The following is a 22,965-nucleotide window of genomic DNA, read 5'->3' as shown; positions in this document are numbered from 1 at the left end:
CTCCCTGACAGCAGCACGGCACCCCTCCCGGTGCGGCTCCTGTGGTTTCGTTTGAATTCTTACTCAGCCGCGATGGCAGACACGTCCTGACCAGATGCGGCCATGATCGCCTTGACGATGTTGTGGTAGCCCGTGCAGCGGCAGATGTTGCCTTCGAGGTATTCGCGGATCTCACCTTCGGTTGGTGTGGGGTTCTCTTTCAGCAGCGCCGCTGCGGACATGACCATACCCGGCGTACAGAACCCGCATTGCAATCCGTGGTGATCCTGAAACGCCTGCTGAATCACGTTCAGTGATCCATCCGCATTCGCCTGCCCTTCAATGGTCGCCACTTCGGAGCCATCCGCTTCAACGGCAAACATGGTGCAGGACTTCACCGCCTCGCCATTCACATGGATGACACAAGCGCCGCATTGCGATGTGTCACAACCGATGTGAGTGCCTGTCATCTGCAAGTCATTGCGCAGGAAGTCCGACATCAAGGTGCGGCCCTCCACTTCGCCGGACACGGATTTACCGTTCACGGTCATAGTTACCGATGCCATTGTTTCCTCCCGAAGAATGTTATGCTTTGCGCAGAGTTAAGCACGCTAACCCGCGCATGAGAACACCCTACTTACGCTGCACCTGCAAAGTGGCGGTCGCCTGCGCCTAGATTTCCGCGCGTGGTTTGGGCCGGGTTGGGATCTCTTTGAGCAACCCGCCAACACCCATTTTTGCAAAGTCAGCGGGGGTTAGGGTCACACCGCAGATGACCCGCTCCAACACCCAGTCCGCACCATTGAGCGCCGGTGAACGCGCGCACCCCGGCAGCCCGATCACCGGTTTTTGACCCAGCACCCCCAGAAAAAGCAGGTTTCCGGGATCAACTGGCATCCCGAACTGCGTGATTTGCCCGCCCGCGTGCCGCACGGCTGCGGGACCGATGTCCTCAACATCCGAGGTTGCCGAAGCGGTCAGGACGAAAATGACCTCAGCCAAGGACGCCAGCAAGGCATTGGCGAGCGAGGCCGTCTGGTGCGGCACAATCACGCGGGGGGTCAGCGTCAGCCCCAAACGGTCCAGCCGTCCGGCCAACGCCTCCCGGCCTTTGGCAGATGGATCCGCGCCAATCTCTGTCTCGATCAGCGCCGCAACACGGTACTTTGGAGGCAAGAGCGTCAACGCGCCGGGCGCAACGTCACAGGCCTTTGCAACGTCCATTTCTGGTACCGCGTATGAAATGATCTTGATGGTCGCGACCATGACATCTGCGTTCACCCGATGGAATGGCGGCACGGTCGCCACCGTGATCATCGGGTTGACGCTATTAAATGCCTCTATCGCGGCTGTATCAATTTGCGTAACACCGGGTCCTGTCGAAAAGAGGTTTACACGGCCTGTCGCGGCCTGACTGATCCGCAATCCTGCGCCAGCCAGTGCATGGGCCAGCCGCAAAGCAGCTTCATCCTCGTTCAGATCGCCGGGTTCATACTGTGCAACGGTAATGTCGGAGTGACCAGCCTGCGCCAAAGCGTGCAGGTCATCAGATGTCAGAACATGGCCCTTCCGCAACCGCCCGTCTTTGATCGGGACGGAATGCGCCAGCACGGCGCCCAGCGCATCACAAGTCGCGACAGTTCCGAAATTCACAGTTGCTTCCGCAAGACCTGCGTCACCTCTGCCATAATGCTTACTGCGATCTCAGCCGGATGCCGTCCACCAAGATCAAGACCAACGGGGGCATGAATGCGGGCCAGCTCCTCATCAGTGAAATCCACCTCTTTCAACCGTTCGATCCGCTTGGCATGGGTGCGGGTTGAACCCAGACACCCCAGATAGAACGCCTCAGACTCAAGCACTGTTACAATGGCCGGATCGTCAAGCTTAGGGTCATGCGTCAAGGTGACAACGGCCGTGCGTGCATCGAGCTTCAGCGCGCGCAAGGCCTCATCCGGCCAATCCTCCAAAATCGTCTCTCCCGGAAACCGTGCCAGCGATCCAAAGGCGGGACGCGGATCAATCAAGGTCACTTGATACCCACAGGCCTTTGCCATCCCGACCAAATGCTGGGCAATGTGAACGGCGCCGACAATGACCATCCGCAGTGGGGGATTATGGACCGCGACGAAAGTGCGCCCGTCCTCCTCTACACCTGACCGATCCATACGAAAGCGATCACGGAACGCCATAGCGGCCTGTAGCCGCGGGTTGCCATTCTCTAGGTCGGTGACATAGGCGATCGGTTCCAGTGCTGCGCGCGCCTCGACCAGTCGCTCCAACAGATCAACTGGGACAACACGACCAACGGGTTCAACCAGCACTTTGATTTCGCCACCGCAGGCCAAGCCAACAGCAAACGCCTCATCATCGCTCACGCCGAATTCCAGCACCTTTGATTTGCCGTCGATGATTGTCTCTATGGCTTCGGTGATGACCGCACCTTCGACACAACCACCCGATACTGATCCTTCCATTGCACCATCAGCGTCGATGATAAGCTGGCTGCCAACCGGACGCGGGGCTGATCCCCACGTTTCAACAACGGTCGCGATGGCCACGCCACGCCCCGCGCGGTGCCACTCCAATGCAAGTTTCGGCAGATCGGTAATGTCATCAGTCATAATATGCACATCTCAATCGATATTCCGCAGCACAATAACATAGCGCTGTCATCTACGCATCAACCCAACGCCTCATCGCGCATTGCTGTCATCAGCCGTTTCTTTTCACCGCCGTCATCAGGCCGGGACAGCGCCTGTGCCAAGCCCTCCAGAGAGGCGATGTTATGGCCTGCACGAAAACTACTGCAATAAGGCAACATCTGCTTGATGCCTTTCGCCTTGGGCGCAAAGCCATCCCATCGCAACAATGGATTAAGCCAGATCAGTTGGCGCGACGTGAGGCTGAGCCGCTCCATCTCGCGGCCAAGATCATTGTCAACGTCACGATCCAAACCATCGGTGATCAGAAGTACAACAGCCCCTTGTCCCATCACACGCCGCGACCAGTCGCGGTTAAAGACATGCAGGCACGCACCAATACGCGTCCCACCTTCCCAATCCTGCGCCTCCCCACCCGCAGCTGCCAGTGCTGCATCAACATCCCGGTGCCGCAAATGCCGGGTAATGTTGGTCAGGCGGGTTCCGAAGGTAAACGCATGCACATGCGCCCACCCCTGCCCCTGCCGATTGGCCACAGCATGAACAAAGTGCAAAACGGCGCGGGAATATTGTGACATTGATCCCGATATGTCGCAAAGCACCACAAGATTGGGATACCTGATGCGCCGGCGCTTTGTCGCAAAGTTAGCAACCTCACCCCCCGCCGCATCGCGCCACGCATTGTTGCGGGCCAATCCGGCAACTTGCCTGCAAGGCTTTGTGTTCTGCGGCTCAGCACCGGAGGCACCGGCAGGGAAAGCCCGGCCAGCATACGCGCGGCCACCGCCATCTCTCGGGCGCTCATCAATTCAAAGTCGAACGTGCGCAGTCGCTCTTTTGCCGAAGCCGTCTGTGATGCATCTATATCTATTTCGATGTCATCCTCTGCCCCTTCGGGCAATGGTGGCATCGGGCGTTCCTCACCATCAAACAAGGCTTCTGCCGCGCGTTTCTCGGCGGGTTGTGCGGCGCGTTCCTCATGTGTCCCGCGCACCATAGGCCGCAGAAACGACATCATCTGCTCAAGATATTGCGGATCGCGCCAATAGAGCCGAAACAACTGTGCAAAAACCATGCGCTCTTCTGGTTTGCTGACAAAACAGGCGTGCAGCGTCCAATAAAAATCCGACTTCTGCGAAAACCCCACCGCCTCGACAGCGCGGACAGCGTCAATCACCCGACCCGGCCCAATCGCGAGCCCAGCCTTGCGCAATGCCCGCGCAAAATGCGCGATGTTGTGGGCAAGTTTCGGATCATCCGGCAGGGCAAGCTCTGGATAGCGCATCAGACGGTTTCCAGATCCGCCCTAGCCTCGTCTAAAATACGTTTGGCCTCAGAGCCTTGCAGCTTCTGGATATCATCCTGATATTTCAGAATTGCCCCCAGCGTGTCGGCAATCGTGGCGGGCGAAAGGTTGATCACATCCAGCGCAAGCAGACATTTGGCCCAGTCAATTGTTTCCGCCACACCGGGTTTCTTGAAAAGGTCCTCACCGCGCAACCTTTGCACAAAGGCCACGATTTCCCGCGACAAACCATCCGCCGCTTCAGGCGCGCGGGCCTGTAGAATTTCGACCTCTCGGTCAAAGTCAGGATAGTCCACCCAATGATAAAGACACCGGCGTTTGAGCGCATCATGCACCTCGCGCGTGCGGTTTGACGTCAGGATCACGATAGGCGGCTCTGGCGCTGCAACCGTGCCAAGCTCTGGGATCGTCACCTGAAAATCACTGAGCGCTTCGAGCAGGAACGCCTCAAAAGGTGCATCGGTGCGGTCCAACTCATCAATCAGCAGAACTGGCGCGCCGCCCGTCTGTGGACGCATCGCCTCCAGCAATGGCCGCGCAATCAGATAGTCTTCGGTGAAGAGTTCTGTCTTAAGGGTATCGCGGTCAGCATCCCCCGCAGCCTCAGCCGCGCGGATTGCGATCATCTGCTCGGCAAAGTTCCATTCATAAACGGCAGAGGACGCATCCAAGCCCTCATAACATTGCAACCGGATCAGACGACGCCCCAGAGCGGCCGCAATCACCTTGGCGATTTCGGTTTTGCCGGTGCCTGCCTCACCTTCCAAAAACAAAGGACGACCCAGCTTGAGGCTCAGAAAAACAACAGTGGCAAGCGCGCGGCCGCAGACATAATCCTCTGCCGCCAGCGCTGACTGCACCTCATCAATACTTGAAAATGCCATGTGTTGGTCCTCCGCTGTTAGAACTGCATCCCCCGCTGCCCGCGTCAAGCCATCCATTGCCCCGGCGGATGGGACAGCATAGTTTGCACCCATCACGACAGGAGCGCGCGCAATGAATGATTCCTCGCCAATCAAGACAACCGGCTTTGGCCCTGATCTTGGTCCATTTGACTGGGCTGACCCGTTGCGTCTGGAAGATCAACTGAGCGAAGACGAACGCATGTTGCGCGATGCCGCCAACACCTTTGCCCAGTCAGAGCTGCAACCGCGCGTCACCGATGCCTACCGTGAGGCGACAGTCGATCCCGAAATTTTCAAGTTGATGGGTAACGCCGGCCTGCTGGGCCTGACGATCCCCGAAGAATACGGCGGCTTAGGCGCCGGTTATGTCACCTACGGACTTGTCGCGCGCGAGATTGAGCGCGTCGACAGCGGCTATCGGTCGATGATGTCGGTGCAGTCGTCGTTGGTGATGTACCCTATCCATGCATATGGCAGCGATGCCCAGCGTCAGAAATACCTGCCAGGTTTGGCTGCGGGTACCTTGATTGGTTGTTTTGGCCTGACCGAACCCGATGCGGGCAGTGATCCGGCGGGTATGAAAACGACGGCCAGAAAGACCGACGACGGTTATGTTCTGAATGGCGCGAAAATGTGGATCAGCAACGCACCGATCGCCGATGTCTTCGTCGTTTGGGCAAAGTCAGAAGCGCATGACGGCAAGATCCGTGGATTTGTGCTTGAGAAAGGGACCAAGGGGCTGACCGCGCCGAAGGTGGGTGGCAAGCTCAGCCTGCGCGCCTCTGTGACGGGTGAAATCGTCATGGACAACGTCGAAGTTGGGGAAGAGGCGCTGCTGCCGGGTGTTCAGGGTCTCAAAGGGCCGTTTGGTTGTTTGAACCGCGCTCGCTATGGCATCGCCTGGGGCGTGATGGGTGCGGCAGAGGCCTGCTGGCACGCGGCCCGTCAATACGGGCTAGATCGCAAGCAGTTTGGCAAACCGTTGGCACAAACGCAGCTTTTTCAGAAAAAGCTGGCGGATATGCAGACCGAAATCGCACTTGGAACCCAGTCAGCCCTGCAACTGGGGCGCTTAATGGAGCAAGGCAAGGCAGCGCCTGAAATGATCAGCCTGATGAAGCGGAACAACTGCGGCAAGGCGCTTGATATCGCGCGGGCCTCAAGGGATATGCATGGCGGCAACGGGATCAGCGAAGATTTCCAGATCATGCGCCATATGGTGAACCTTGAAACGGTAAATACCTACGAGGGCACGCATGACGTGCACGCCTTGATCTTGGGTCGCGCGCAAACCGGGCTGCAAGCTTTCTTTTAGGACAATGTGACGTAAGGCAAAGGCACAAGATCGCCCATATGCCGCCGCAAAGCCGTGCTAATTGCCCCGCTACATCGGGCGTCGACCCGACGACGGAGCAGGCATATGGAAGACCGGCAACTTGCCATCGAAACTGATCTAAAGGACCTCGACGCCAATTCATGGCTCGGGGCCATTGATGATCTGTGCGAAGAGTTCGGGTTCTTTGAGCAATTGGGCCAGTCCCATTTTGCAGGCTTTCTTGAAGCCGGAAATAACCTTCTGGTCACCTTCGAAAACGCGCAGGCCGTTCAGGCGTTCAACGTCGACGCAGAGCCTCGCGGTTTTGCCTATGCACGTCATGACGGCTGGTCGCATCTTGCGCTATTTTCAATGCAAGAAAGCTGGTTTCGCGATGCGGCGGTCTATGACTTTTTTGATCGAATGATTGATGACGCCTTTTTCGAAGACTTCGAAAAAATCGTCTTCCACGGCGGTGACGGCGGGGCTGCATATGCCGCCGCTGCATTTTCAGTCGCGGCACCCGGCGCCACGGTTATTGCGCTACGTCCGCAAGCCACCCTCGATGCGAGCACTGCCGGTTGGGACACCCGTTATTTGTCGGCCCGTCGCCATGATTTCCGTGGAAGATACGGGTACGCCCCCGAAATGATCGAAGCTGCCAAAGACGTCTTTATCGCATTTGACCCGATCCAGCGGGCAGACGCATGTCACGCTGCACTGTTTCGCAAGCGTCATGTCACTGCCCTGCCCTGTCCGCTGCTGGGAACAGCATTGGACCAGGCGTTTGATCGTATGGGGATCCATGACATCTTGATCAAACTGGCGATGGACGGCGCGCTCGACCGCAAACGCTTTACCCAGTTGTTGCGCGCGCGACGCTATGATCAATCCTACGTACGCGCCCTCGTGCGCCGTCTCATCCGAACCGGGCACCCACAATTGGCCGTGGTCGTTTGCGACTACATGTTGCGCCGCGGCCATGACACGTTCTTCAAAGATAAGCGCCAGGAACTCGCAGCATCACCGTCCTGACGCCATTGAGCTGACGCTCTATTCACTGTCGCGTCGCCCTTCGATGGTCTTTTTAAGAACATCAAAAATACGCGTTCCAAAATAGCCCAGAATTGCACCGAAAATCACGCCAAAGATTGTGCCGCTGCCCAAGAAAACGGCAAGGACGGCGGCTATCAAGATCGCCGCCATGAATGCAATGAGGCGTTTCTCATTTTCCGCGACAGGGATCGCGCCCTCCAACGTCTTGATGATGGGGCCCGCGACGGGGCCTTCCAGTTGCGGCGTCAGAAAACCTGCAATCGCAGCGACCAAAAAACCAAGCATGCTATGTCTCCCCCATAGGACAAAAACCGATGCGCACGAATATCAAGAATATACGGGCTATCTGCAAGTCCTGCACAACGCCTATGGCGTCCGTCCGCGCAACGGTGTAATTGCGGACCATGCCTGATAGACATCTGACCCGCCTGACAATCCGCCGCCCTGATGATTGGCATTTGCATCTACGTGACGGCGATATGCTGCGCGCTGTACTGCCCGAAACAACGCGTCATTTTGGACGCGCCATCATTATGCCAAATCTCGTGCCGCCAGTCGTGACCGCCGAGCAAGCGGTGGCATATCGCGAACGCATTTTTGCGGCAGTGCCCGCAGGCGCCGACTTTACCCCACTGATGACGTTGTACCTGACCGAAGCAACTGATCCAGAGGACGTCCGCGCCGCACACGCCGCCGGCATTGCCACGGCCGTAAAGCTCTATCCTGCCGGGGCCACCACAAATTCGGCATCCGGAGTGCGCGATTTTGAAAAAGTCCGCCCAGTCTTGGATGTGATGGCAGACATTGGCATGCCGCTCTGCGTCCACGGCGAGGTCACGAACAGTGAGATTGATATTTTTGACCGCGAAGCGGTTTTCATTGACAAGATTCTGAAACCACTGCGCAAAAAAGTTCCTGACCTTAAGATTGTGATGGAGCATGTGACCACGCAAGATGCCGTCGACTATGTCCGTGACAGCATCAAGAACCTCGCGGCAACGATCACGACACATCACCTGATCATCAATCGCAATCATATCCTGGCAGGCGGCATAAAACCGCATTTTTACTGCCTGCCAGTCGCGAAGCGTGAAGCCCACCGGGTGGCACTGGTGCAGGCCGCTATCTCTGGCGACAAGCGCTTCTTTCTTGGCACCGACAGCGCGCCGCATATAGATCCGCTCAAGCTGCAGGCCTGCGGCTGCGCGGGTATCTTTACGGCGACAAACACCATGTCATGTCTGGCCGAAGTGTTTGACGCCGCCGGGCGTATCACCAAGATCGAGGATTTTGCCTCGCTCAATGGACCACGCTTTTACGGGTTGGAACCGAACGAAGATACGATCACGCTGTCCAAGGGTGATCCGGTGACCTACCCCACCCAGATTGAAACCGCCGACGGCCCGGTCACTGTTTTTGATCCCGGTTTTGACCTGCATTGGCGTGTTGAGGACTAAACCACTGAAAATGAAGGCTGCTTGAATGATACCGACTTCCTTTCCTGCAAAAGATGAAATTGCGCGACTGACCGCCGGCATGCTGATCGAAATTGGCGCAATTGACTTCAACGCGGCCGAACCCTTTACCCATGCATCTGGCAAGCAGGCCCCGACATATGTCGATTGCCGCAAGATCATCTCGTTCCCGCGCGTCCGGGCAACCTTGATGGACTTTTTGACCGTCACGATCATGCGCGAAGCTGGTTTTGAGGCATTTGAAAATGTCGCAGGCGGCGAAACTGCCGGTATCCCGTTCGGTGCGATGGTCGCCGAGCGTTTGGCTATTCCGATGACATACGTGCGCAAAAAACCCAAAGGGTATGGCCGCAACGCCCGCATCGAAGGCGTGATGACAGAGGGCCAGCGCGTTATTCTGGTTGAAGACCTGACGACGGACGGTGGATCAAAACTGTCGTTTGTGGATGCCATCCGTGAAACCGGTGCCACGTGTTCAGCAACAGCCGTCATCTTCTACTACGGGATTTTCGATGGTGTCGAAGAGACGCTGAGCAACCACGGTGTGCAGTTGATCAGCCTTTGCACGTGGTGGGATGTGCTGGCCGAAGCAAAAGCGCGGGGTGCCTATGACGCGGCGACTTTGGACGCGGTCGAGGCCTATCTGAACGATCCGGCGGGCTGGACACCGGGCTAAAAAACTTATCCACCGTCTGCCGGGACCATCTTCCTCAGAATCGCTTAGCGGTCGCGTATGTTGTGTTCTCTTTGCGTCACACCACTATCTGCTGTATGCTCAAGGTTCTTCGGGTGTTGTCCACAGGTTTATCCCGCCGGATATCCCCGATCATTTCCAGATGGCCATGTCCGCGCGGCGACTGATAGGACAGCCGGGGGAACAGGTGAGTAGCAATGAACGAAATTACAGCATTTAATGCCACCGGCATCGAAGAGGCCGACGCCGATCTGATGCCGCATTCCATCGAGGCTGAACAACAGCTTCTGGGGGCGATTTTGACGAACAACGATGTGTTCGATCGTGTGGCATCCATCATCGGCCCGAAACACTTCTACGATCCCGTCCATGCCCGCATCTTTGAAACCGCCGCCAGCCGGATCGGGCGGAACATGCTGGCCAGTCCTGTCACGCTCAAGACATTCATGGAAGAGGACGAAGGGCTCAAGGAACTGGGCGGACCGCCCTATCTGGCCCGTTTGGCTGGTGCTGCGATTTCTGCCTTTGCCGCCCGTGATTATGCCCAGATGATCTATGATCTGGCGACCCGGCGCGAGCTGATCAAACTGGGCCGTGATATCACCGACAAAGCCGCAAAGGTGGATGTTGACCACGAGCCCAAAGAACAAATTGTCGAGGCTGAACAGGCGCTCTATTCGCTAGCCGAACAAGGCGTCTCCGAAAAAGGATTCCAGTCTTTCCTTGCCGCCGTGACCGAGGCCGTAAATGTCGCCAATACCGCTTACCAGCGTGATGGCGGATTGGCAGGTCTTTCGACGGGTCTGACGGATATGGACAAAAAGCTGGGCGGCTTGCATAAATCTGATCTTCTGATCCTCGCCGGGCGTCCGTCGATGGGTAAAACCTCGCTCGCGACAAACATCGCGTTCAACATTGCAAAGGCCTATCGCAAAGGCCAGTTGCAGGATGGCAGCGAAGGGGCCGTAGATGGCGGCGTTGTCGGCTTTTTCTCGCTGGAGATGAGCGCCGAACAATTGGCGGGCCGTATTCTGGCCGAAGCGTCCGAGATTTCATCGCATAAAATTCGCCAAGGCGACATGACAGAACCGGAATTCCGCAAGTTTGTGGATGCCGCTAAGCAGCTTGAATCCTGTCCGCTCTATATCGACGACACCGCAGCGATCCCAATCTCGCAACTGGCCGCGCGCGCCCGCCGGTTGAAGCGGACCCACGGGCTGGACGTATTGATCGTAGATTATCTCCAGCTGGTTCGCGGCACATCGGAAAACCGCGTGCAGGAAATTGGTGAGATTTCAATGGGGCTCAAGGCCATCGCCAAGGAATTGAACATCCCCGTTATCGCCCTGTCGCAGCTGTCGCGTCAGGTGGAAAACCGCGAAGATAAGCGCCCGCAACTGTCTGATCTGCGCGAATCCGGGTCGATCGAGCAGGACGCAGACGTTGTTATGTTCGTCTATCGTGGCGAATATTATGTCGAGCGTGAAAAGCCCGAAGATCACAACATGGAAGCCATCGCCGCTTGGCAGGAAAAGATGTCGAGCCTGCATGGCAAGGCCGAGGTCATTGTTGGCAAGCAACGTCACGGTCCCATTGGCACCGTTGAGCTCTCCTTTACCGCTGAATTCACGCGCTTTGGCAATCTGGTGAAACCTTGGCAGCAAGGCGAAGACCAACAATTCTAAAACCATTGCTTGACTTGGAGTGACTCCAATAGGCTAACTCGTTGGCCATCGGAGGAATGCTCTATGCGAACCAACGAAGCTGCGGCCCGCTCGGGACTGACCCAAGACACCATTCGGTTCTATGAAAAATCCGGCATGCTGGCACCTATCCAGCGTGACGGGCGCGGATGGCGTGTGTTCAGTGCGGATGACGTCAATTGGCTGACTACGCTTGAAAGACTGCGCGCCACCGGCATGCCGTTGGATGAGGTCAAGCGCTTTGCCGTCTCGGCCCACGCGCCCGACTGCAATGACCCTGCACAAAGGGCCATTCGCTTGGGCCTGTTGCAACGTCACGCCGTCACCCTTGCCCACCGCGAAGCGGAGTTGAAAGCCTGCAAGCATTTCCTCGACCACAAAATAAATATGTACCGCACATCATTGGAGGTCTCAGATGGCTGATTTCAAACATATTCCGACTAAACCTACCCTTGGCCTGGGCTGCTGGGCCATCGGCGGGCCGTTCTTCATGGACGGTCGCGCTGTGGGCTGGGGAGAGGTCGACGACAACGTGTCCAAGGCCGCGATAGCCGCAGCGCTTGAGCATGGCATCATGCACTTCGACACCGCACAAGCCTACGGTTGCGGTCATTCGGAGGTCGTGCTGGGGCAAGCACTCAAGGCACACCCGGACGTTGCCATCGCGACCAAGATTGGTTTGGACATCGACACAGAAACAAAACAACTGATCGGCCCCAACAACGACCCTGAGGTTATTCGGCAATCGATTGATGCGTCACGCAAGCGGCTCGGGCGCGACCGGATCGATATGGTGCTGCACCACAATAACGAACTGGCTGTTGAGGACGCGCGTCCGACCTTCGACATGCTGGCAAAGCTTTACGAGGGTGGGATCATTGCTGCTTACGGCTGGTCGACTGACTTTCCAGACAGCCTGCGCGCCTTCGTGGACCACCCCGGCTTTACAGCGGTCGAGCATGCTATGAACGTCTTCAACCCGGCCACACTGATGGTTTCGGCGGTCGAGGAGACCAATCAGCTTTCGCTGATCCGTTCGCCGCTCGCTATGGGCGTTTTGGGCGGCAAATATGATGCCAACACCAAGTTCGGCAAGGATGAGATCCGTGGCAGCAACCCCGGCTGGCAGGACTATTTCAAAGACGGCAGGATCACCGATGCCTACATGGCACAGCTGAACTCGGTGCGCGAAACGTTGAAATCAGATGGGCGTAGCCTGGCACAAGGCGCGATTGCTTGGCTGTGGGGGCGGACGCCAAATGCCATGCCGATCCCCGGTTTTCGCACACCAGAACAGGTGCATGACTTGTGTGGTGCGCTGGAGCATGGACCGCTGACACCCGCACAAATGGCCGAGATTGAAAAGATCCTCGACCGGCCAGAAGAAGGCGCGCCAAGATCAAACTAGAGGTAGTGGCGGGGGTTAACCCCGCCCTACTCCGCCGGTTCTTTGGGTTTGTCTTTCAGGAACGGATGGATGAACTGTCTCCAATACCCTTTCGGCACCGTGTCCCCGATCACACCATAAGCCTCTGGCCACTCTTCTTTCGGCAGGTGATGGGTGCCGAACAGCCAGTCGTAGATCGGAAAATGGCTAGCATAGTTGATGTCAATCGCCGCGCGATCTGACCCGTGATGCCAGTGATGAAAGCGCGGGGTGACAAAGAACCGCTCTAGAAAGCCCAACTTCCAGCCGATGTTGGCGTGAATAAAGCTGGAGTAGAAATAGACGATCAACAGATAGGCTTGAATAGCCTCTGGCTTGAAGCCAAGCGTGAACATCGGCACCGCTGTCAGGCTACGCAATACTGCGATTTCGATGAAATGCATGCGTGCGCCGGCCAGCCAATCCATTTTCTTGGTGGAGTGGTGGATCGCATGGAACCGCCACAGTACTGGATAGGTGTGGAAGGCCCGATGCACCCAATATTGCACAAAATCAGTGGCCATCATGATGATGATCACCTGCACAAAAAACGGCAGGTTGACGATGTAAATCCGCACATCATCCAGCGGGATTTGCGCGTTCACATAGTTGGATGGTGCCAAGGTGATAAAACCAAGGACCTGCACCAGCATGGAACTGACAAGATAGTAAAACATGTCTTCCTGCCATTCGGCACGGAATACTGTCTGTTCACTGCGTGCAGGAAAAAACCGTTCGAGTGGGACAAACAGGAACCCCACGATCAGAACGTTGATGATAAAATAATCCAGGCCAAAATAGAAACTCTGGGGCGCGTCAGTGCCAATTTGTGGCTGGGTCGTCGCCATCAAAGAGGCGACGACAGAAATCGCCAACGCAGTCCAGCCCAATGACTTACGGGCGCTCAGGATCAGACTCAGCAAGGAGAGCGCATACCCGGACAAAAGCGTGAACCGCAAAAAGACAGTAACGACACCACTGTCTTGGATAAAGGCGATCTCTGGATAGGATAGTGTTTCGGGAAACCAGCGCAAAAGTACGATGAGTAGTCCCGCCAAAGACGCCAACAACGCCAAAGCACCCGAGAGCCAACCGCTGCCTAACGGCCGCTGGTCTCTCGGCGTTTCCAACTGCGTGATTACCTTTTTCAGAATGCCCAAAACACACCTCACTGCCAGACTGCGAGGAACATAACCCCAAAAACTTGGCAAGAGAATGGCAGGAAATCCAGTATTGCGAGATTGGATCACGCAAAACCCTTGCTCCGACTTTACGTGCCTGCCAAAAGGTCGCCATGAGTACCGGACGCCTGATCATTGACCTTGACGCTGTTGTCGCCAACTGGCGTGCATTGGACGATAGGACCAACTGCAAAACCGCGGCAGTGGTCAAGGCGAATGGCTATGGATTAGGTGCCGCGAACGTATCCAAAGCCCTTTTCAAAGCGGGCGTGCGCCAATTCTTTGTCGCTGTCGCAGAAGAGGCTGTCGCGATCCGCGAGGAACTTGGCCCAAAACCAGAAATCTGTGTTTTTTCAGGCCATATGAAGGGTGATACGGATTTGATCCGTACGCTGGGCCTGACGCCAATGATCAATTCGGTTGAGCAACTCACCCTGCACCTTGAAGCCCTGCCAAATCATCCCTTTGGCATCCAGCTTGATACGGGAATGAACCGTTTGGGCCTCGAAATGCAGGAATGGGCCGCTGTCGCGGAACTTGCTCTGGCGCAAAATCCACGATTGGTGATGTCGCATTTGGCCTGTGCAGACGAACCAGACCATCCGATGAACCCGTACCAGCTGGAACAGTTTCACAAGATGACGGACGGTATCGCAGTGCCCCGTTCACTGGCGGCAACTGGCGGTATTCTGTTGGGTGCGGACTATCACTTTGACCTGACCCGCCCCGGGATCGGTCTTTATGGTGGGTTGCCATTTGAGGACGCCACGCCCGCCGTCGAGGTCGAACTGCCGGTCATTCAAATCCGCGACGTCGCCGAGGGCGAAGTTGTCGGGTATGGAAATGCCTGGCAAGCCGAACGCCCCTCACGGATCGCAACTGTGTCGGGCGGGTACGCCGATGGGATCATGCGTATCTTGTCGGACAAGGCGACGCTTTATCACGGCGACACGCCCTGCCCATTGGTCGGTCGCGTATCAATGGACCTTTTGACCATTGATGTAACCGACGTCAGCGATGTGCCGACCAAGCTATCTCTGGTCGGCCCGAACCAGAGTATTGATGATCTGGCACGCGCAGCAGGCACCATCGGATACGAGGTTCTGACACAACTTGGCGCACGCTATGCACGCAAGACCTTTGGCAAATAGACTTGTCCGCGCGGTTGAGATTTCCTATCTAAACAACAGGTTTTATTGGAATTTCTCATGCTGAATGTGCTGCGCGTTGCAAACCTTTCCTTGCTGATCCTGTTTCCCATCGCATGGTTTGCGCCCCTGATGCGAGCCGGATTGCTCCCGATTTTCGGGCTCAGCGAAATCAGCGTCATCTCAGGCATGCAGGCCCTGTGGGAAAGCGACATTGCCTTGGCGTTACTGGTCACGGCGTTTGCCTTGTTTGCGCCCTACCTCAAGACGATCGGGCTGGCATTGGTACACTTCAACCTATTGAAAGATAACACATTACCGGTCTTATCATGGATCGGAAAACTGGCGATGGCAGATGTGTTCCTGATCGCCCTCTACATTGTTGTTTTCAAAGGTGTTGGTATCGGCAAGGTCGAAACCGGCTGGGGACTTTATATGTTCACGGCGTGCATTCTTGCCTCTATCGCGATTTCGGCGCTGACGCCTCAGGCAAAAGCCGCACCAGCAGCGGGCTGAGGCCACTGCCCAGTTTTTCCCCTTACTTTTTGATGCCGGAGCGGGTCTGATGATGGCATAAGAGGGAGAGACACCATGAAAAAAGAAATCGCCGAATTTATTGGCACATTTACGCTCGTTCTGTTTGGTTGCGGCGCTGCTGTGATCGCTGGGGGCGACATTGGTCTGACAGGCATCAGCTTTGCTTTCGGACTTGCGTTGATTGGGATGGCCTATGGGATTGGCCCGGTATCAGGGTGCCACATCAACCCCGCCGTTTCGCTGGGTGCCGTTGCCGCTGGTCGGATGCAGATGGGCGAGGCGATCCGCTATATCGTGGCCCAAGTGGCCGGCGCTATTGCTGCTGCCGGCGTTCTTTTGCTGATCGCAAGCGGAAAAGCGGACTATACGGTTGCGGAAAATGGCCTGGGCCAGAACGGTTGGGGCACTGGCTACCTTGGCGAGTATAACATGGTCGCAGCTTTCATCTTTGAAGTCGTTGCAACCTTTCTGTTCATGGTCGTCATCTTGGGTGCCACCGGCGCCGGTGCACCCGCACAATTTGCAGGTCTTGCAATTGGTCTGGCTCTTGTCGTTATCCACTTGGTCGGCATCAACGTGACAGGTGTGTCAGTGAACCCTGCGCGCTCGGTCGGACCAGCACTGTTTGTCGGCGGCACCGCCGTTGCCCAGCTTTGGTTGTTCATCGTGGCGCCGATCATTGGCGCCGTTGCGGCAGGGTTGCTCTTTAAGTCAGGCAAGCTCGACGCGGAATAAAACGCACGCATGGCCGCCCCGGTTGCGGCCATGCGCATCCAGCCATTGCCGCGAGACCTGTTTTGGTCCAAAAGGTGAACATGGCAAAAGATCTAAATTTCTCCTGTTCTGAATGTGGTGCGGCCTTTGGCAAATGGTCAGGGCAATGTGACGCCTGTCAGGCTTGGAATACCATCAGCGAATCCAAAGCCCTGTCTAGCGGCCCGAAAGGTAAATCGCTTGGTGCCATGCGTGGGAAAGCCGTTGCGCTAACGGATCTGGACACGCAGGAAAAGGAACCGCCACGGACACAGGCTGGGGTGGGTGAACTTGACCGCGTGCTGGGTGGTGGTCTGGTCAAGGCCTCGGCCCTGCTTGTCGGTGGCGATCCGGGTATCGGAAAATCCACCCTATTGCTGCAAGCCGCCGCAAGATTTGCCCGCAATGGTTTGAAAGTCATCTATATTTCCGGCGAAGAATCCAATGCGCAGGTGCAAATGCGCGCCCGGCGTCTGGGGCTTGAAAAAAGCCCCGTTATGCTCGCCTCTGAAACCAATTTACGCGATATCCTGACAACGCTTGAGGCCGAAAAGCCTGATCTGGCAATCATCGATTCGATCCAGACCATGTGGGCCGACAACGTCGATAGCGCCCCGGGCAGTGTCAGTCAGGTGCGATCATCGGCGCACGAACTCACGACCTTTGCCAAACGTAATGGAATGGCTGTGGTCATGGTCGGGCATGTAACCAAAGAAGGCGCGATCGCTGGGCCCCGCGTCGTCGAACATATGGTCGACACGGTCCTCTATTTTGAAGGCGAGCGTGGCCATCAGTTTCGTATCCTGCGCGCGGTAAAAAACCGATTTGGGCCCGCTGACGAAATTGGCGTCTTTGAAATGACGGGCAAAGGCCTGTCAGAAGTCAAGAATCCCTCTGCTCTGTTTTTGTCCGAACGCGGCACCCCTGCCCCCGGTTCGGTCGTCTTCGCAGGCATCGAAGGGTCGCGTCCCATGCTTTGTGAGATTCAGGCACTTGTGGCTCCTTCGCCACACAGCCAACCGCGGCGTTCAGTGGTCGGATGGGACGGCGGACGGCTTGCGATGATCCTTGCGGTGCTCGAATCTCGGTGTGGTGTGCCCTTCACCGGATTGGACGTATACCTCAACGTAGCAGGGGGTTTGCGCATCTCTGAACCCGGTGCAGACCTTGCAGTTGCGGCCGCTCTGGTCTCTGCCCGCGAAGACGCAGCACTACCGGCAGAGGCCGTCGTTTTCGGGGAAATCAGCCTATCGGGCGCGCTCCGTCCGGTCGTTCAAACGGAAAATAGATTGAAAGAGGCGCAGAAACTTGGTTTTACAACTGCGATCATCCCACAACAGGCCAAACAGCCGAAGGTGGACGGCTTGGGGTTGCGCAACGCAACAGACCTTGCCGGATTTGTAGAAGAGTTATTTGGCGCAAGGTAGCGTCAATCGCAGGAGACAGACCATGGAAGGTTTCACACTCGTCGACGCAGGCGTCGCGATCATTGTCTTGCTGTCAGGCGTACTCGCCTACAGCCGTGGCTTTGTACGCGAGGCGATGGCGATCGTTGGCTGGATTGGCGCGACAATCGTCGCCTTTATTTTTGCCGATCAGGTTGAACCACTTGTTCGTCAAATCCCGGTGATTGGCGGGTTTATCGGCGACAGCTGCGAATTGGCCATCATCGCCGCTTTTGCTGCGGTCTTTGCTGTGGCACTCGTTGTAGTGTCTATCTTTACGCCGTTGTTTTCGAGCGTTGTACAGCGCTCCGCCCTGGGCGGCGTCGATCAAGGCCTTGGCTTCTTCTTTGGGATCCTACGCGGGATCTTGTTGGTCGCAGTGGCTTTCTTTGTCTATGACACGATCTTTGCGACGCAACAGTTCGCCGCAATCGACGACAGTCGCTCAGCCGAAGTCTTTGCGCAATTGACCGGACAGATCGAAGAACAGAACCCAGAGCAGGCCTTGGGCTGGATCACAGAGCAGTATCAGCAACTGGTCGGGAACTGCGGCGCACCTGCGCAGTAGCGACGATCCAAACATAGATTGCAAAGGCCACCACATCGCTGGTGGCCTTTCTTGTTTTGCTGAACAAATCTGTCCAAAACCGCACCGAAGCGCGCCTTACGGGTCGCCGCGATCTGCAACATGTGCGTTTTCGCGATCCGCTTTCCGTTGTTCCTGGGCTACCAGATCAATGTCTTTCTTAAAAAACATAGAACGGCGACATGACTTCGAAGTACGCATTTGGCCGGATCGTCCAAGCTGGCGATGCATCTGCCCGGCCTGTCTACGCCGCTGCCCAGTGCAAACAACTGAACCCGGCCAGAAACAGTCTTTCCTGACAAAGAAGTATGATCGTTTCGTGACACGGGCGGCATGACGCTCTAAGACGGAAGCAAGATCACGCAAACGGATTCGGAGCTGCCCCCTTGTCCACCACCATGCCCCCGCCCATCCCTTCGACGATGACAAACTGCGAGAGGAATGTGGCGTTTTTGGCGTTGTTGGCGTGACTGACGCATCCAACTTTGTCGCACTTGGCCTACACGCCTTGCAACACCGTGGTCAGGAAGCGGGCGGTATTGTCACCCATGATCCAGAAACCGGCTTTAACCAACAACGCCGCATGGGTCTGGTGCGCGACAACTTTACATCGGCATCCATGATGGAACGTCTGCCCGGCAGCATCGGGATCGGCCACGTACGCTATTCCACGGCTGGCTCCAAAGGCCAGACAGCGATGCGTGACGTACAGCCCTTCTTTGGTGAGTTTGCGATGGGTGGTGCGGCCATCGCCCACAACGGCAATATCACCAACGCGCTGTCCTTGCGGCGTGAATTGATCGAACGTGGTTCGATCTTCCAAAGCTCGTCTGACAGCGAATGCATCATCCACCTGATGGCGCGGTCTATGGGCCGCACGATCCCTGACCGTATGGAAGAGGCGCTGCGCAAGGTTGAAGGCGCGTTTTCCATCGTGGCAATGACCAGAACCAAGCTGATCGGCTGTCGCGACCCGTTGGGCGTGCGCCCGCTGGTGCTGGGCAAGATCGGGGATGGCTGGGCGCTGGCATCTGAGACCTGCGCGCTGGATATCATTGGCGCAGAGTTCGTACGCGAGATTGAACCGGGTGAAATGGTGGTGGTGACCGAAAAGGGTGTTGAAAGCCATTTCCCTTTCCGCCCCAACCGATCACGCTTTTGCATATTCGAACATGTCTATTTCAGCCGACCCGATAGCATTCTTGGGGGCCGGTCAGTCTATGAAACACGCGAAAATATCGGACGTGAATTGGCCAAGGAAAATCCGGTTGATGCTGATCTGGTCTGCCCAGTCCCCGACAGTGGGACACCTGCGGCGATTGGCTACTCGCTACAATCCGGCATTCCCTATGCGATGGGTATCATTCGCAACCAATATATGGGCCGAACTTTCATTGAACCGACCGAAAGCATCCGCAACATGGGTGTGCGCCTGAAACTGAACGTCAATCGCGCGCTGATCAAGGGCAAACGGGTGATCTTGGTCGATGACAGTGTTGTACGCGGTACAACCAGCCGCAAGATCAAGGAAATGATCCTCGACGCCGGGGCGGCAGAGGTTCATTTCCGCATCGCCTCGCCACCGACTGCCTGGCCGTGTTTCTACGGCGTCGATACACCGCAGCGCGAAAAGCTTTTGGCCGCCACAATGTCAGAAGAAGAAATGCGCGATCACCTAGGCGTCGATAGCCTCAAGTTTATCTCGCTCAACGGGCTTTACCGTGCCGTGGGCGAAGCGAAGGGCCGCGATGCCAAGGCGCCCGCCTATTGCGATGCCTGTTTCTCTGGTGAATACCCCGTGGCCCCGTCTGATATGATCGAACAAGGGTTCGAAGCAAAGACCGCGGCAGAGTAGCCACGCTGTAGTGTCGCCGCGTGACGGCAATGTGATCAAACCTCAATGCTTGCGGCATAAAACCTCACGTCAACAAGCACTCACCCCCTTTTTTCAAAGTGAAAAGTCTGGCATGAGCGCGCCAAACAAAAAATCGGCGCAGTTCTCAAAATGTCTGAAGAATCACCAAACCCGGCTCTGGCAGCCGCCAAAGCCACGATGCCTGACGCATTAGAGCTCCGCACGCTCTCTGTCATTGGGTTGATACAGGCGTATGACGGACCCACGGCCTTGCTAAGATCGGCACGCGGGCAGATCGCGCGCGTCCATGTCGGCGATACGGCCTTTGGTGCGCAGGTGAATGCAATTGATGAAACCCAAGTTGTGCTGACTGATCGCTGGGGCCGGACACAGTCGCTTGCGATGCCACGCAGCTAATGCTTGACCTTGGCTGCGGTTCGGCACATCACGCAGCCCATGACAAAAACAGCACTTATCACCGGCGCATCGCGCGGACTTGGCGCCGCTTTCGCCCAAGCGCTCGCGCCCACACATCACATCATCGCCGTCGGCAAAACCGTCGGTGCGCTCGAAGAACTTGATGACGCCATTCAAGCGACAGGTGGCCAAGCCACACTCGCGCCAATGGACATTTGCGTGGATGAAGCGATGCAACAGCTGTGTCGCGGGATTTTCGATCGCTGGGGTCGTCTTGATTTATGGCTGCACACGGCAGTTCATGCCGCACCGCTGGCACCCGCCGGGCACATCGGGCCCAAAGACCTTGCAAAGTCCATGACGACCAACGTCGAAGCGACAGCCCGGTTGATCGCATACGTCAGCCCGCTTTTAGGTCAGACGGGACAGGCAGTTTTCTTTGACGATCAACGCGGAGGTGATCGGTTCTTTGGGGCCTACGGCGCGACCAAAGTCGCACAGATCGCGCTCGCCCGTAGTTGGGCAGCGGAAAGCACCAAAACGGGGCCGAACATCCAAATCCTGACCCCGCAGCCGATGCCAACGGCGACAAGAGCACGGTTCTATCCCGGCGAAGACCGCAATTCGCTCACCGATCCTGCGAAGGAAGCAGCGCGATTGCTGCCGCTTATTCTTGACGGCTCGTAGAAATCACTAATGTCATCAGACGCCCCAGCGCATCTTTGGCATCAATTTCACCAGTCAATAACAACTGCTCAAGCCCAAGGTGCGCTACGTAAATCAAGGTCGTTGCTGCGCGAACGCCCTGCCCAATGTCAGACAAGCAATCCTGCCGAAATGCGCGACACCGCACATCTACCTGGGCTACCGCCGCACCGGCCTGCCTGAGCAATGACACGATGGGTGGGTCGGACTATTCGTGTGCTGCGGGATTGCGATGCTTGGCTCACCTTAGCCTATGCCGCAATGGGTGATCTTTTTGGTCATACCGTTGCTCACCCTCTACGGTCTGACAGAACGTGGCGTTGCATGATTGAGCACGCTTGCCGCGCGCTGCTGGCTCGCTTAGGAACAAGGCAGCAGCAAAGGGGCCGGCATGCGCATTCTTATCACAAATGATGACGGCATAAATGCCCCGGGCCTGAAGGTTCTGACCGACATCGCGCATGACGTGGCCGGACCAGACGGCGAGGTCTGGACAGTTGCCCCAGCGTTTGAGCAATCGGGCGTTGGACACTGCATCAGCTACACGCACCCGACCATGATTGCTGAGTTAGAACCGCGCCGCTTTGCAGCCGAAGGGTCACCAGCAGATTGCGTGATCGCGGGGCTATATGATGTAATGAAAGACGCGGCACCCGATCTGATCCTGTCTGGCGTCAACCGCGGCAACAATGCTGCCGAAAATACGCTCTACTCAGGCACAATCGGCGCCTGCATCGAGGGTGCATTGCAGGGTGTCCGGTCGATTGCCCTGTCCCAGTTCTACGGCCCCGAGAACGCCAATCTTGATAACCCATTTGAGGCCGCCGCAGACCATGGCGCGGCAACCGTGCGCGCATTGCTGGATGAAACGCTTTGGGACGATGCAGACTATAAAGTGTTCTACAACGTCAACTTTCCGCCCGTCCCGGCCGCGAACGTGAAGGGTATGGCTGCGACAACCCAAGGCTTCCGTTTGAACACACGTTTCAGGGCCGAGGCGCAGACATCGCCCACGGGACGCAAGTTTCTGTGGGTGCGCGGCGGACCTCAGCACGAGCCGACCGCACCGGGCACTGACGCCGCCGCAAACCTCGATGGCTATATCTCGATCACGCCCATGCGCGCCGATCTGACAGACTATGGTATGGTCAACAAGCTGGAGGATGCGCTGAAGTGACCTTTGACGCACCAACCAAAATGCAATTCCTTTATGCGTTGCGCAGCAAAGGCGTCACCGACGCCCGTGTGCTGACCGCAATGGAGCAGGTCGACCGCGCTGACTATGTCAAAGGCACCTTCGCTGATCGCGCCTATGAGGATATGCCGCTTCCTATTGCCTGCGGCCAGACGATCAGCCAGCCCTCTGTTGTCGGGTTGATGACCCAAGCGCTGCAAATCTGCCCACGGGACAAGGTCCTGGAGATCGGCACAGGGTCCGGGTATCAGGCCGCGATCCTGAGCAAATTAGCCCGGCGCGTCTACACCGTCGACCGTTACCGCCGTCTGGTTCAAGCCGCGCGCGCCGTGTTTGAGGCGAACGACATCACCAACATCACCACATTCACCGCCGATGGCAGTCATGGTTTTGAAGAGCAAGCACCATTTGACAGAATTCTGCTGACTGCGGCGGCCGAAGACCCACCAGGGCCGCTCTTGGCGCAATTGCGCGTCGGCGGGATCATGGTTTTGCCGGTCGGACAGTCCGATGCGGTGCAAAGCCTGATCCGTGTTTCACGCACAGAAACCGGTTTTGACTACGATGAATTGCGTGCCGTACGCTTTGTCCCCTTGCTAGAAGGGCTCGGACAAGAGTAAA

At 56.8% G+C, this 22,965-nt stretch carries 23 protein-coding genes and 1 pseudogene; 17 read left to right on the top strand and 7 right to left on the bottom strand.

What is annotated here, in order from left to right; genetic code table 11:
* Positions 1–59 precede the first annotated feature (59 nt).
* From ACZ1G5_RS16520 to ACZ1G5_RS16500, 5 genes and pseudogenes are all read right to left on the bottom strand, one after another.
* Positions 60–545: a (2Fe-2S)-binding protein gene (locus ACZ1G5_RS16520; protein WP_472733883.1), complete on the bottom strand. Its 486-nt coding sequence runs from the start codon at positions 543–545 to the stop codon at positions 60–62.
* A 106-nt stretch (positions 546–651) separates the two neighbouring features.
* Positions 652–1,632, bottom strand: coding sequence for a molybdopterin-binding protein (locus ACZ1G5_RS16515; RefSeq protein WP_472733882.1), 981 nt, complete (start codon positions 1,630–1,632; stop codon positions 652–654).
* Positions 1,629–2,603 (bottom strand): XdhC family protein, encoded by a 975-nt coding sequence (locus ACZ1G5_RS16510; protein ID WP_472733881.1) that lies wholly within the window; start codon positions 2,601–2,603, stop codon positions 1,629–1,631. Before ACZ1G5_RS16510 ends, ACZ1G5_RS16515 begins: the two co-directional genes overlap by 4 nt.
* 59 nt (positions 2,604–2,662) lie before the next feature.
* Positions 2,663–3,927: pseudogene (locus ACZ1G5_RS16505) on the bottom strand (vWA domain-containing protein).
* Positions 3,927–4,832 (bottom strand): AAA family ATPase, encoded by a 906-nt coding sequence (locus tag ACZ1G5_RS16500; RefSeq protein ID WP_472733880.1) that lies wholly within the window; start codon positions 4,830–4,832, stop codon positions 3,927–3,929. Before ACZ1G5_RS16500 ends, ACZ1G5_RS16505 begins: the two are co-directional and overlap by 1 nt.
* A gap of 112 nt (positions 4,833–4,944) precedes the next feature.
* Between ACZ1G5_RS16500 and ACZ1G5_RS16495 the strand changes: the two genes are divergently transcribed.
* The gene (locus tag ACZ1G5_RS16495) at positions 4,945–6,168 is read left to right on the top strand and encodes an acyl-CoA dehydrogenase (RefSeq protein ID WP_472733879.1); all 1,224 of its coding nucleotides are present in this window, start codon (positions 4,945–4,947) and stop codon (positions 6,166–6,168) included.
* Between the two features lie 105 nt (positions 6,169–6,273).
* Positions 6,274–7,203 (top strand): phosphoadenosine phosphosulfate reductase, encoded by a 930-nt coding sequence (locus ACZ1G5_RS16490; protein ID WP_472733878.1) that lies wholly within the window; start codon positions 6,274–6,276, stop codon positions 7,201–7,203.
* 18 nt (positions 7,204–7,221) lie between these two features.
* Here ACZ1G5_RS16490 and ACZ1G5_RS16485 read toward each other — a convergent pair whose 3' ends face one another.
* Positions 7,222–7,509, bottom strand: a complete 288-nt coding sequence (locus tag ACZ1G5_RS16485) for a hypothetical protein (RefSeq protein ID WP_472733877.1) — start codon at positions 7,507–7,509, stop codon at positions 7,222–7,224.
* A gap of 119 nt (positions 7,510–7,628) precedes the next feature.
* Between ACZ1G5_RS16485 and pyrC the strand changes: the two genes are divergently transcribed.
* The 5 genes from pyrC (at position 7,629) to ACZ1G5_RS16460 (ending at position 12,504) form a co-directional block, all read left to right on the top strand.
* Entirely contained in the window at positions 7,629–8,681 is a 1,053-nt protein-coding gene (pyrC, locus tag ACZ1G5_RS16480; protein WP_472733876.1) for a dihydroorotase, read from the top strand.
* A 25-nt stretch (positions 8,682–8,706) separates the two neighbouring features.
* Positions 8,707–9,375 (top strand): orotate phosphoribosyltransferase, encoded by a 669-nt coding sequence (locus ACZ1G5_RS16475; protein WP_472733875.1) that lies wholly within the window; start codon positions 8,707–8,709, stop codon positions 9,373–9,375.
* Between the two features lie 215 nt (positions 9,376–9,590).
* A complete protein-coding gene (locus tag ACZ1G5_RS16470) occupies positions 9,591–11,078 on the top strand; it encodes a replicative DNA helicase (RefSeq protein WP_472733874.1) in 1,488 nt (495 codons plus the stop codon).
* Positions 11,079–11,141: 63 nt separating this feature from the next.
* Entirely contained in the window at positions 11,142–11,519 is a 378-nt protein-coding gene (locus ACZ1G5_RS16465; RefSeq protein ID WP_472733873.1) for a MerR family transcriptional regulator, read from the top strand.
* Complete coding sequence (locus tag ACZ1G5_RS16460; protein WP_472733872.1) at positions 11,512–12,504, top strand: aldo/keto reductase; 993 nt, start codon at positions 11,512–11,514, stop codon at positions 12,502–12,504. Before ACZ1G5_RS16465 ends, ACZ1G5_RS16460 begins: the two co-directional genes overlap by 8 nt.
* A 26-nt stretch (positions 12,505–12,530) precedes the next feature.
* Here the strand turns inward: ACZ1G5_RS16460 and ACZ1G5_RS16455 are convergent, their stop codons facing one another.
* On the bottom strand, positions 12,531–13,682 hold the full coding sequence (locus ACZ1G5_RS16455) for a sterol desaturase family protein (RefSeq protein WP_472733871.1): 1,152 nt from the start codon (positions 13,680–13,682) through the stop codon (positions 12,531–12,533).
* Positions 13,683–13,816: 134 nt separating this feature from the next.
* Between ACZ1G5_RS16455 and alr the strand changes: the two genes are divergently transcribed.
* From alr to ACZ1G5_RS16405, 10 genes are all read left to right on the top strand, one after another.
* Entirely contained in the window at positions 13,817–14,854 is a 1,038-nt protein-coding gene (gene alr, locus ACZ1G5_RS16450; protein WP_472733870.1) for an alanine racemase, read from the top strand.
* Between the two features lie 57 nt (positions 14,855–14,911).
* Positions 14,912–15,367, top strand: a complete 456-nt coding sequence (locus tag ACZ1G5_RS16445) for a paraquat-inducible protein A (RefSeq protein ID WP_472733869.1) — start codon at positions 14,912–14,914, stop codon at positions 15,365–15,367.
* A 75-nt stretch (positions 15,368–15,442) separates the two neighbouring features.
* A complete protein-coding gene (gene aqpZ / locus ACZ1G5_RS16440; RefSeq protein ID WP_472733868.1) occupies positions 15,443–16,123 on the top strand; it encodes an aquaporin Z in 681 nt (226 codons plus the stop codon).
* 80 nt (positions 16,124–16,203) lie between these two features.
* On the top strand, positions 16,204–17,568 hold the full coding sequence (gene radA / locus ACZ1G5_RS16435) for a DNA repair protein RadA (RefSeq protein WP_472733867.1): 1,365 nt from the start codon (positions 16,204–16,206) through the stop codon (positions 17,566–17,568).
* Between the two features lie 22 nt (positions 17,569–17,590).
* Complete coding sequence (locus tag ACZ1G5_RS16430; protein ID WP_472733866.1) at positions 17,591–18,154, top strand: CvpA family protein; 564 nt, start codon at positions 17,591–17,593, stop codon at positions 18,152–18,154.
* 388 nt (positions 18,155–18,542) lie between these two features.
* Entirely contained in the window at positions 18,543–20,027 is a 1,485-nt protein-coding gene (purF, locus tag ACZ1G5_RS16425) for an amidophosphoribosyltransferase (RefSeq protein WP_472734363.1), read from the top strand.
* Between the two features lie 150 nt (positions 20,028–20,177).
* Entirely contained in the window at positions 20,178–20,444 is a 267-nt protein-coding gene (locus ACZ1G5_RS16420; protein WP_472733865.1) for a hypothetical protein, read from the top strand.
* 39 nt (positions 20,445–20,483) lie between these two features.
* Positions 20,484–21,131 carry an SDR family NAD(P)-dependent oxidoreductase gene (locus tag ACZ1G5_RS16415; RefSeq protein ID WP_472733864.1) on the top strand — a complete coding sequence of 216 codons (648 nt, stop codon included), beginning with the start codon at positions 20,484–20,486 and terminating at the stop codon, positions 21,129–21,131.
* 409 nt (positions 21,132–21,540) lie between these two features.
* Positions 21,541–22,326: a 5'/3'-nucleotidase SurE gene (surE, locus tag ACZ1G5_RS16410; RefSeq protein WP_472733863.1), complete on the top strand. Its 786-nt coding sequence runs from the start codon at positions 21,541–21,543 to the stop codon at positions 22,324–22,326.
* On the top strand, positions 22,323–22,964 hold the full coding sequence (locus ACZ1G5_RS16405; RefSeq protein ID WP_472733862.1) for a protein-L-isoaspartate(D-aspartate) O-methyltransferase: 642 nt from the start codon (positions 22,323–22,325) through the stop codon (positions 22,962–22,964). The genes surE and ACZ1G5_RS16405 overlap by 4 nt, the downstream gene beginning before the upstream one ends.
* Position 22,965: the final 1 nt, after the last annotated feature.

This window comes from Yoonia sp. JB2-21 (assembly GCF_055693545.1).
This window is presented reverse-complemented; position numbering and strand designations above follow the sequence as displayed.

What these genes read in the sequence shown, in the direction of transcription:
- ACZ1G5_RS16510 (WP_472733881.1), bottom strand. Translation starts at nt 2,603, where the DNA reads ATGACTGATGACATTACCGATCTGCCGAAACTTGCATTGGAGTGGCAC.
- pyrC (WP_472733876.1), top strand. Translation starts at nt 7,629, where the DNA reads ATGCCTGATAGACATCTGACCCGCCTGACAATCCGCCGCCCTGATGAT.
- ACZ1G5_RS16470 (WP_472733874.1), top strand. Translation starts at nt 9,591, where the DNA reads ATGAACGAAATTACAGCATTTAATGCCACCGGCATCGAAGAGGCCGAC.
- ACZ1G5_RS16500 (WP_472733880.1), bottom strand. Translation starts at nt 4,832, where the DNA reads ATGGCATTTTCAAGTATTGATGAGGTGCAGTCAGCGCTGGCGGCAGAG.
- ACZ1G5_RS16465 (WP_472733873.1), top strand. Translation starts at nt 11,142, where the DNA reads ATGCGAACCAACGAAGCTGCGGCCCGCTCGGGACTGACCCAAGACACC.
- ACZ1G5_RS16415 (WP_472733864.1), top strand. Translation starts at nt 20,484, where the DNA reads ATGACAAAAACAGCACTTATCACCGGCGCATCGCGCGGACTTGGCGCC.
- aqpZ (WP_472733868.1), top strand. Translation starts at nt 15,443, where the DNA reads ATGAAAAAAGAAATCGCCGAATTTATTGGCACATTTACGCTCGTTCTG.
- ACZ1G5_RS16495 (WP_472733879.1), top strand. Translation starts at nt 4,945, where the DNA reads ATGAATGATTCCTCGCCAATCAAGACAACCGGCTTTGGCCCTGATCTT.
- ACZ1G5_RS16430 (WP_472733866.1), top strand. Translation starts at nt 17,591, where the DNA reads ATGGAAGGTTTCACACTCGTCGACGCAGGCGTCGCGATCATTGTCTTG.
- ACZ1G5_RS16475 (WP_472733875.1), top strand. Translation starts at nt 8,707, where the DNA reads ATGATACCGACTTCCTTTCCTGCAAAAGATGAAATTGCGCGACTGACC.
- ACZ1G5_RS16485 (WP_472733877.1), bottom strand. Translation starts at nt 7,509, where the DNA reads ATGCTTGGTTTTTTGGTCGCTGCGATTGCAGGTTTTCTGACGCCGCAA.
- ACZ1G5_RS16490 (WP_472733878.1), top strand. Translation starts at nt 6,274, where the DNA reads ATGGAAGACCGGCAACTTGCCATCGAAACTGATCTAAAGGACCTCGAC.
- ACZ1G5_RS16460 (WP_472733872.1), top strand. Translation starts at nt 11,512, where the DNA reads ATGGCTGATTTCAAACATATTCCGACTAAACCTACCCTTGGCCTGGGC.
- ACZ1G5_RS16520 (WP_472733883.1), bottom strand. Translation starts at nt 545, where the DNA reads ATGGCATCGGTAACTATGACCGTGAACGGTAAATCCGTGTCCGGCGAA.
- ACZ1G5_RS16445 (WP_472733869.1), top strand. Translation starts at nt 14,912, where the DNA reads ATGCTGAATGTGCTGCGCGTTGCAAACCTTTCCTTGCTGATCCTGTTT.
- surE (WP_472733863.1), top strand. Translation starts at nt 21,541, where the DNA reads ATGCGCATTCTTATCACAAATGATGACGGCATAAATGCCCCGGGCCTG.
- ACZ1G5_RS16420 (WP_472733865.1), top strand. Translation starts at nt 20,178, where the DNA reads ATGTCTGAAGAATCACCAAACCCGGCTCTGGCAGCCGCCAAAGCCACG.
- radA (WP_472733867.1), top strand. Translation starts at nt 16,204, where the DNA reads ATGGCAAAAGATCTAAATTTCTCCTGTTCTGAATGTGGTGCGGCCTTT.
- alr (WP_472733870.1), top strand. Translation starts at nt 13,817, where the DNA reads ATGAGTACCGGACGCCTGATCATTGACCTTGACGCTGTTGTCGCCAAC.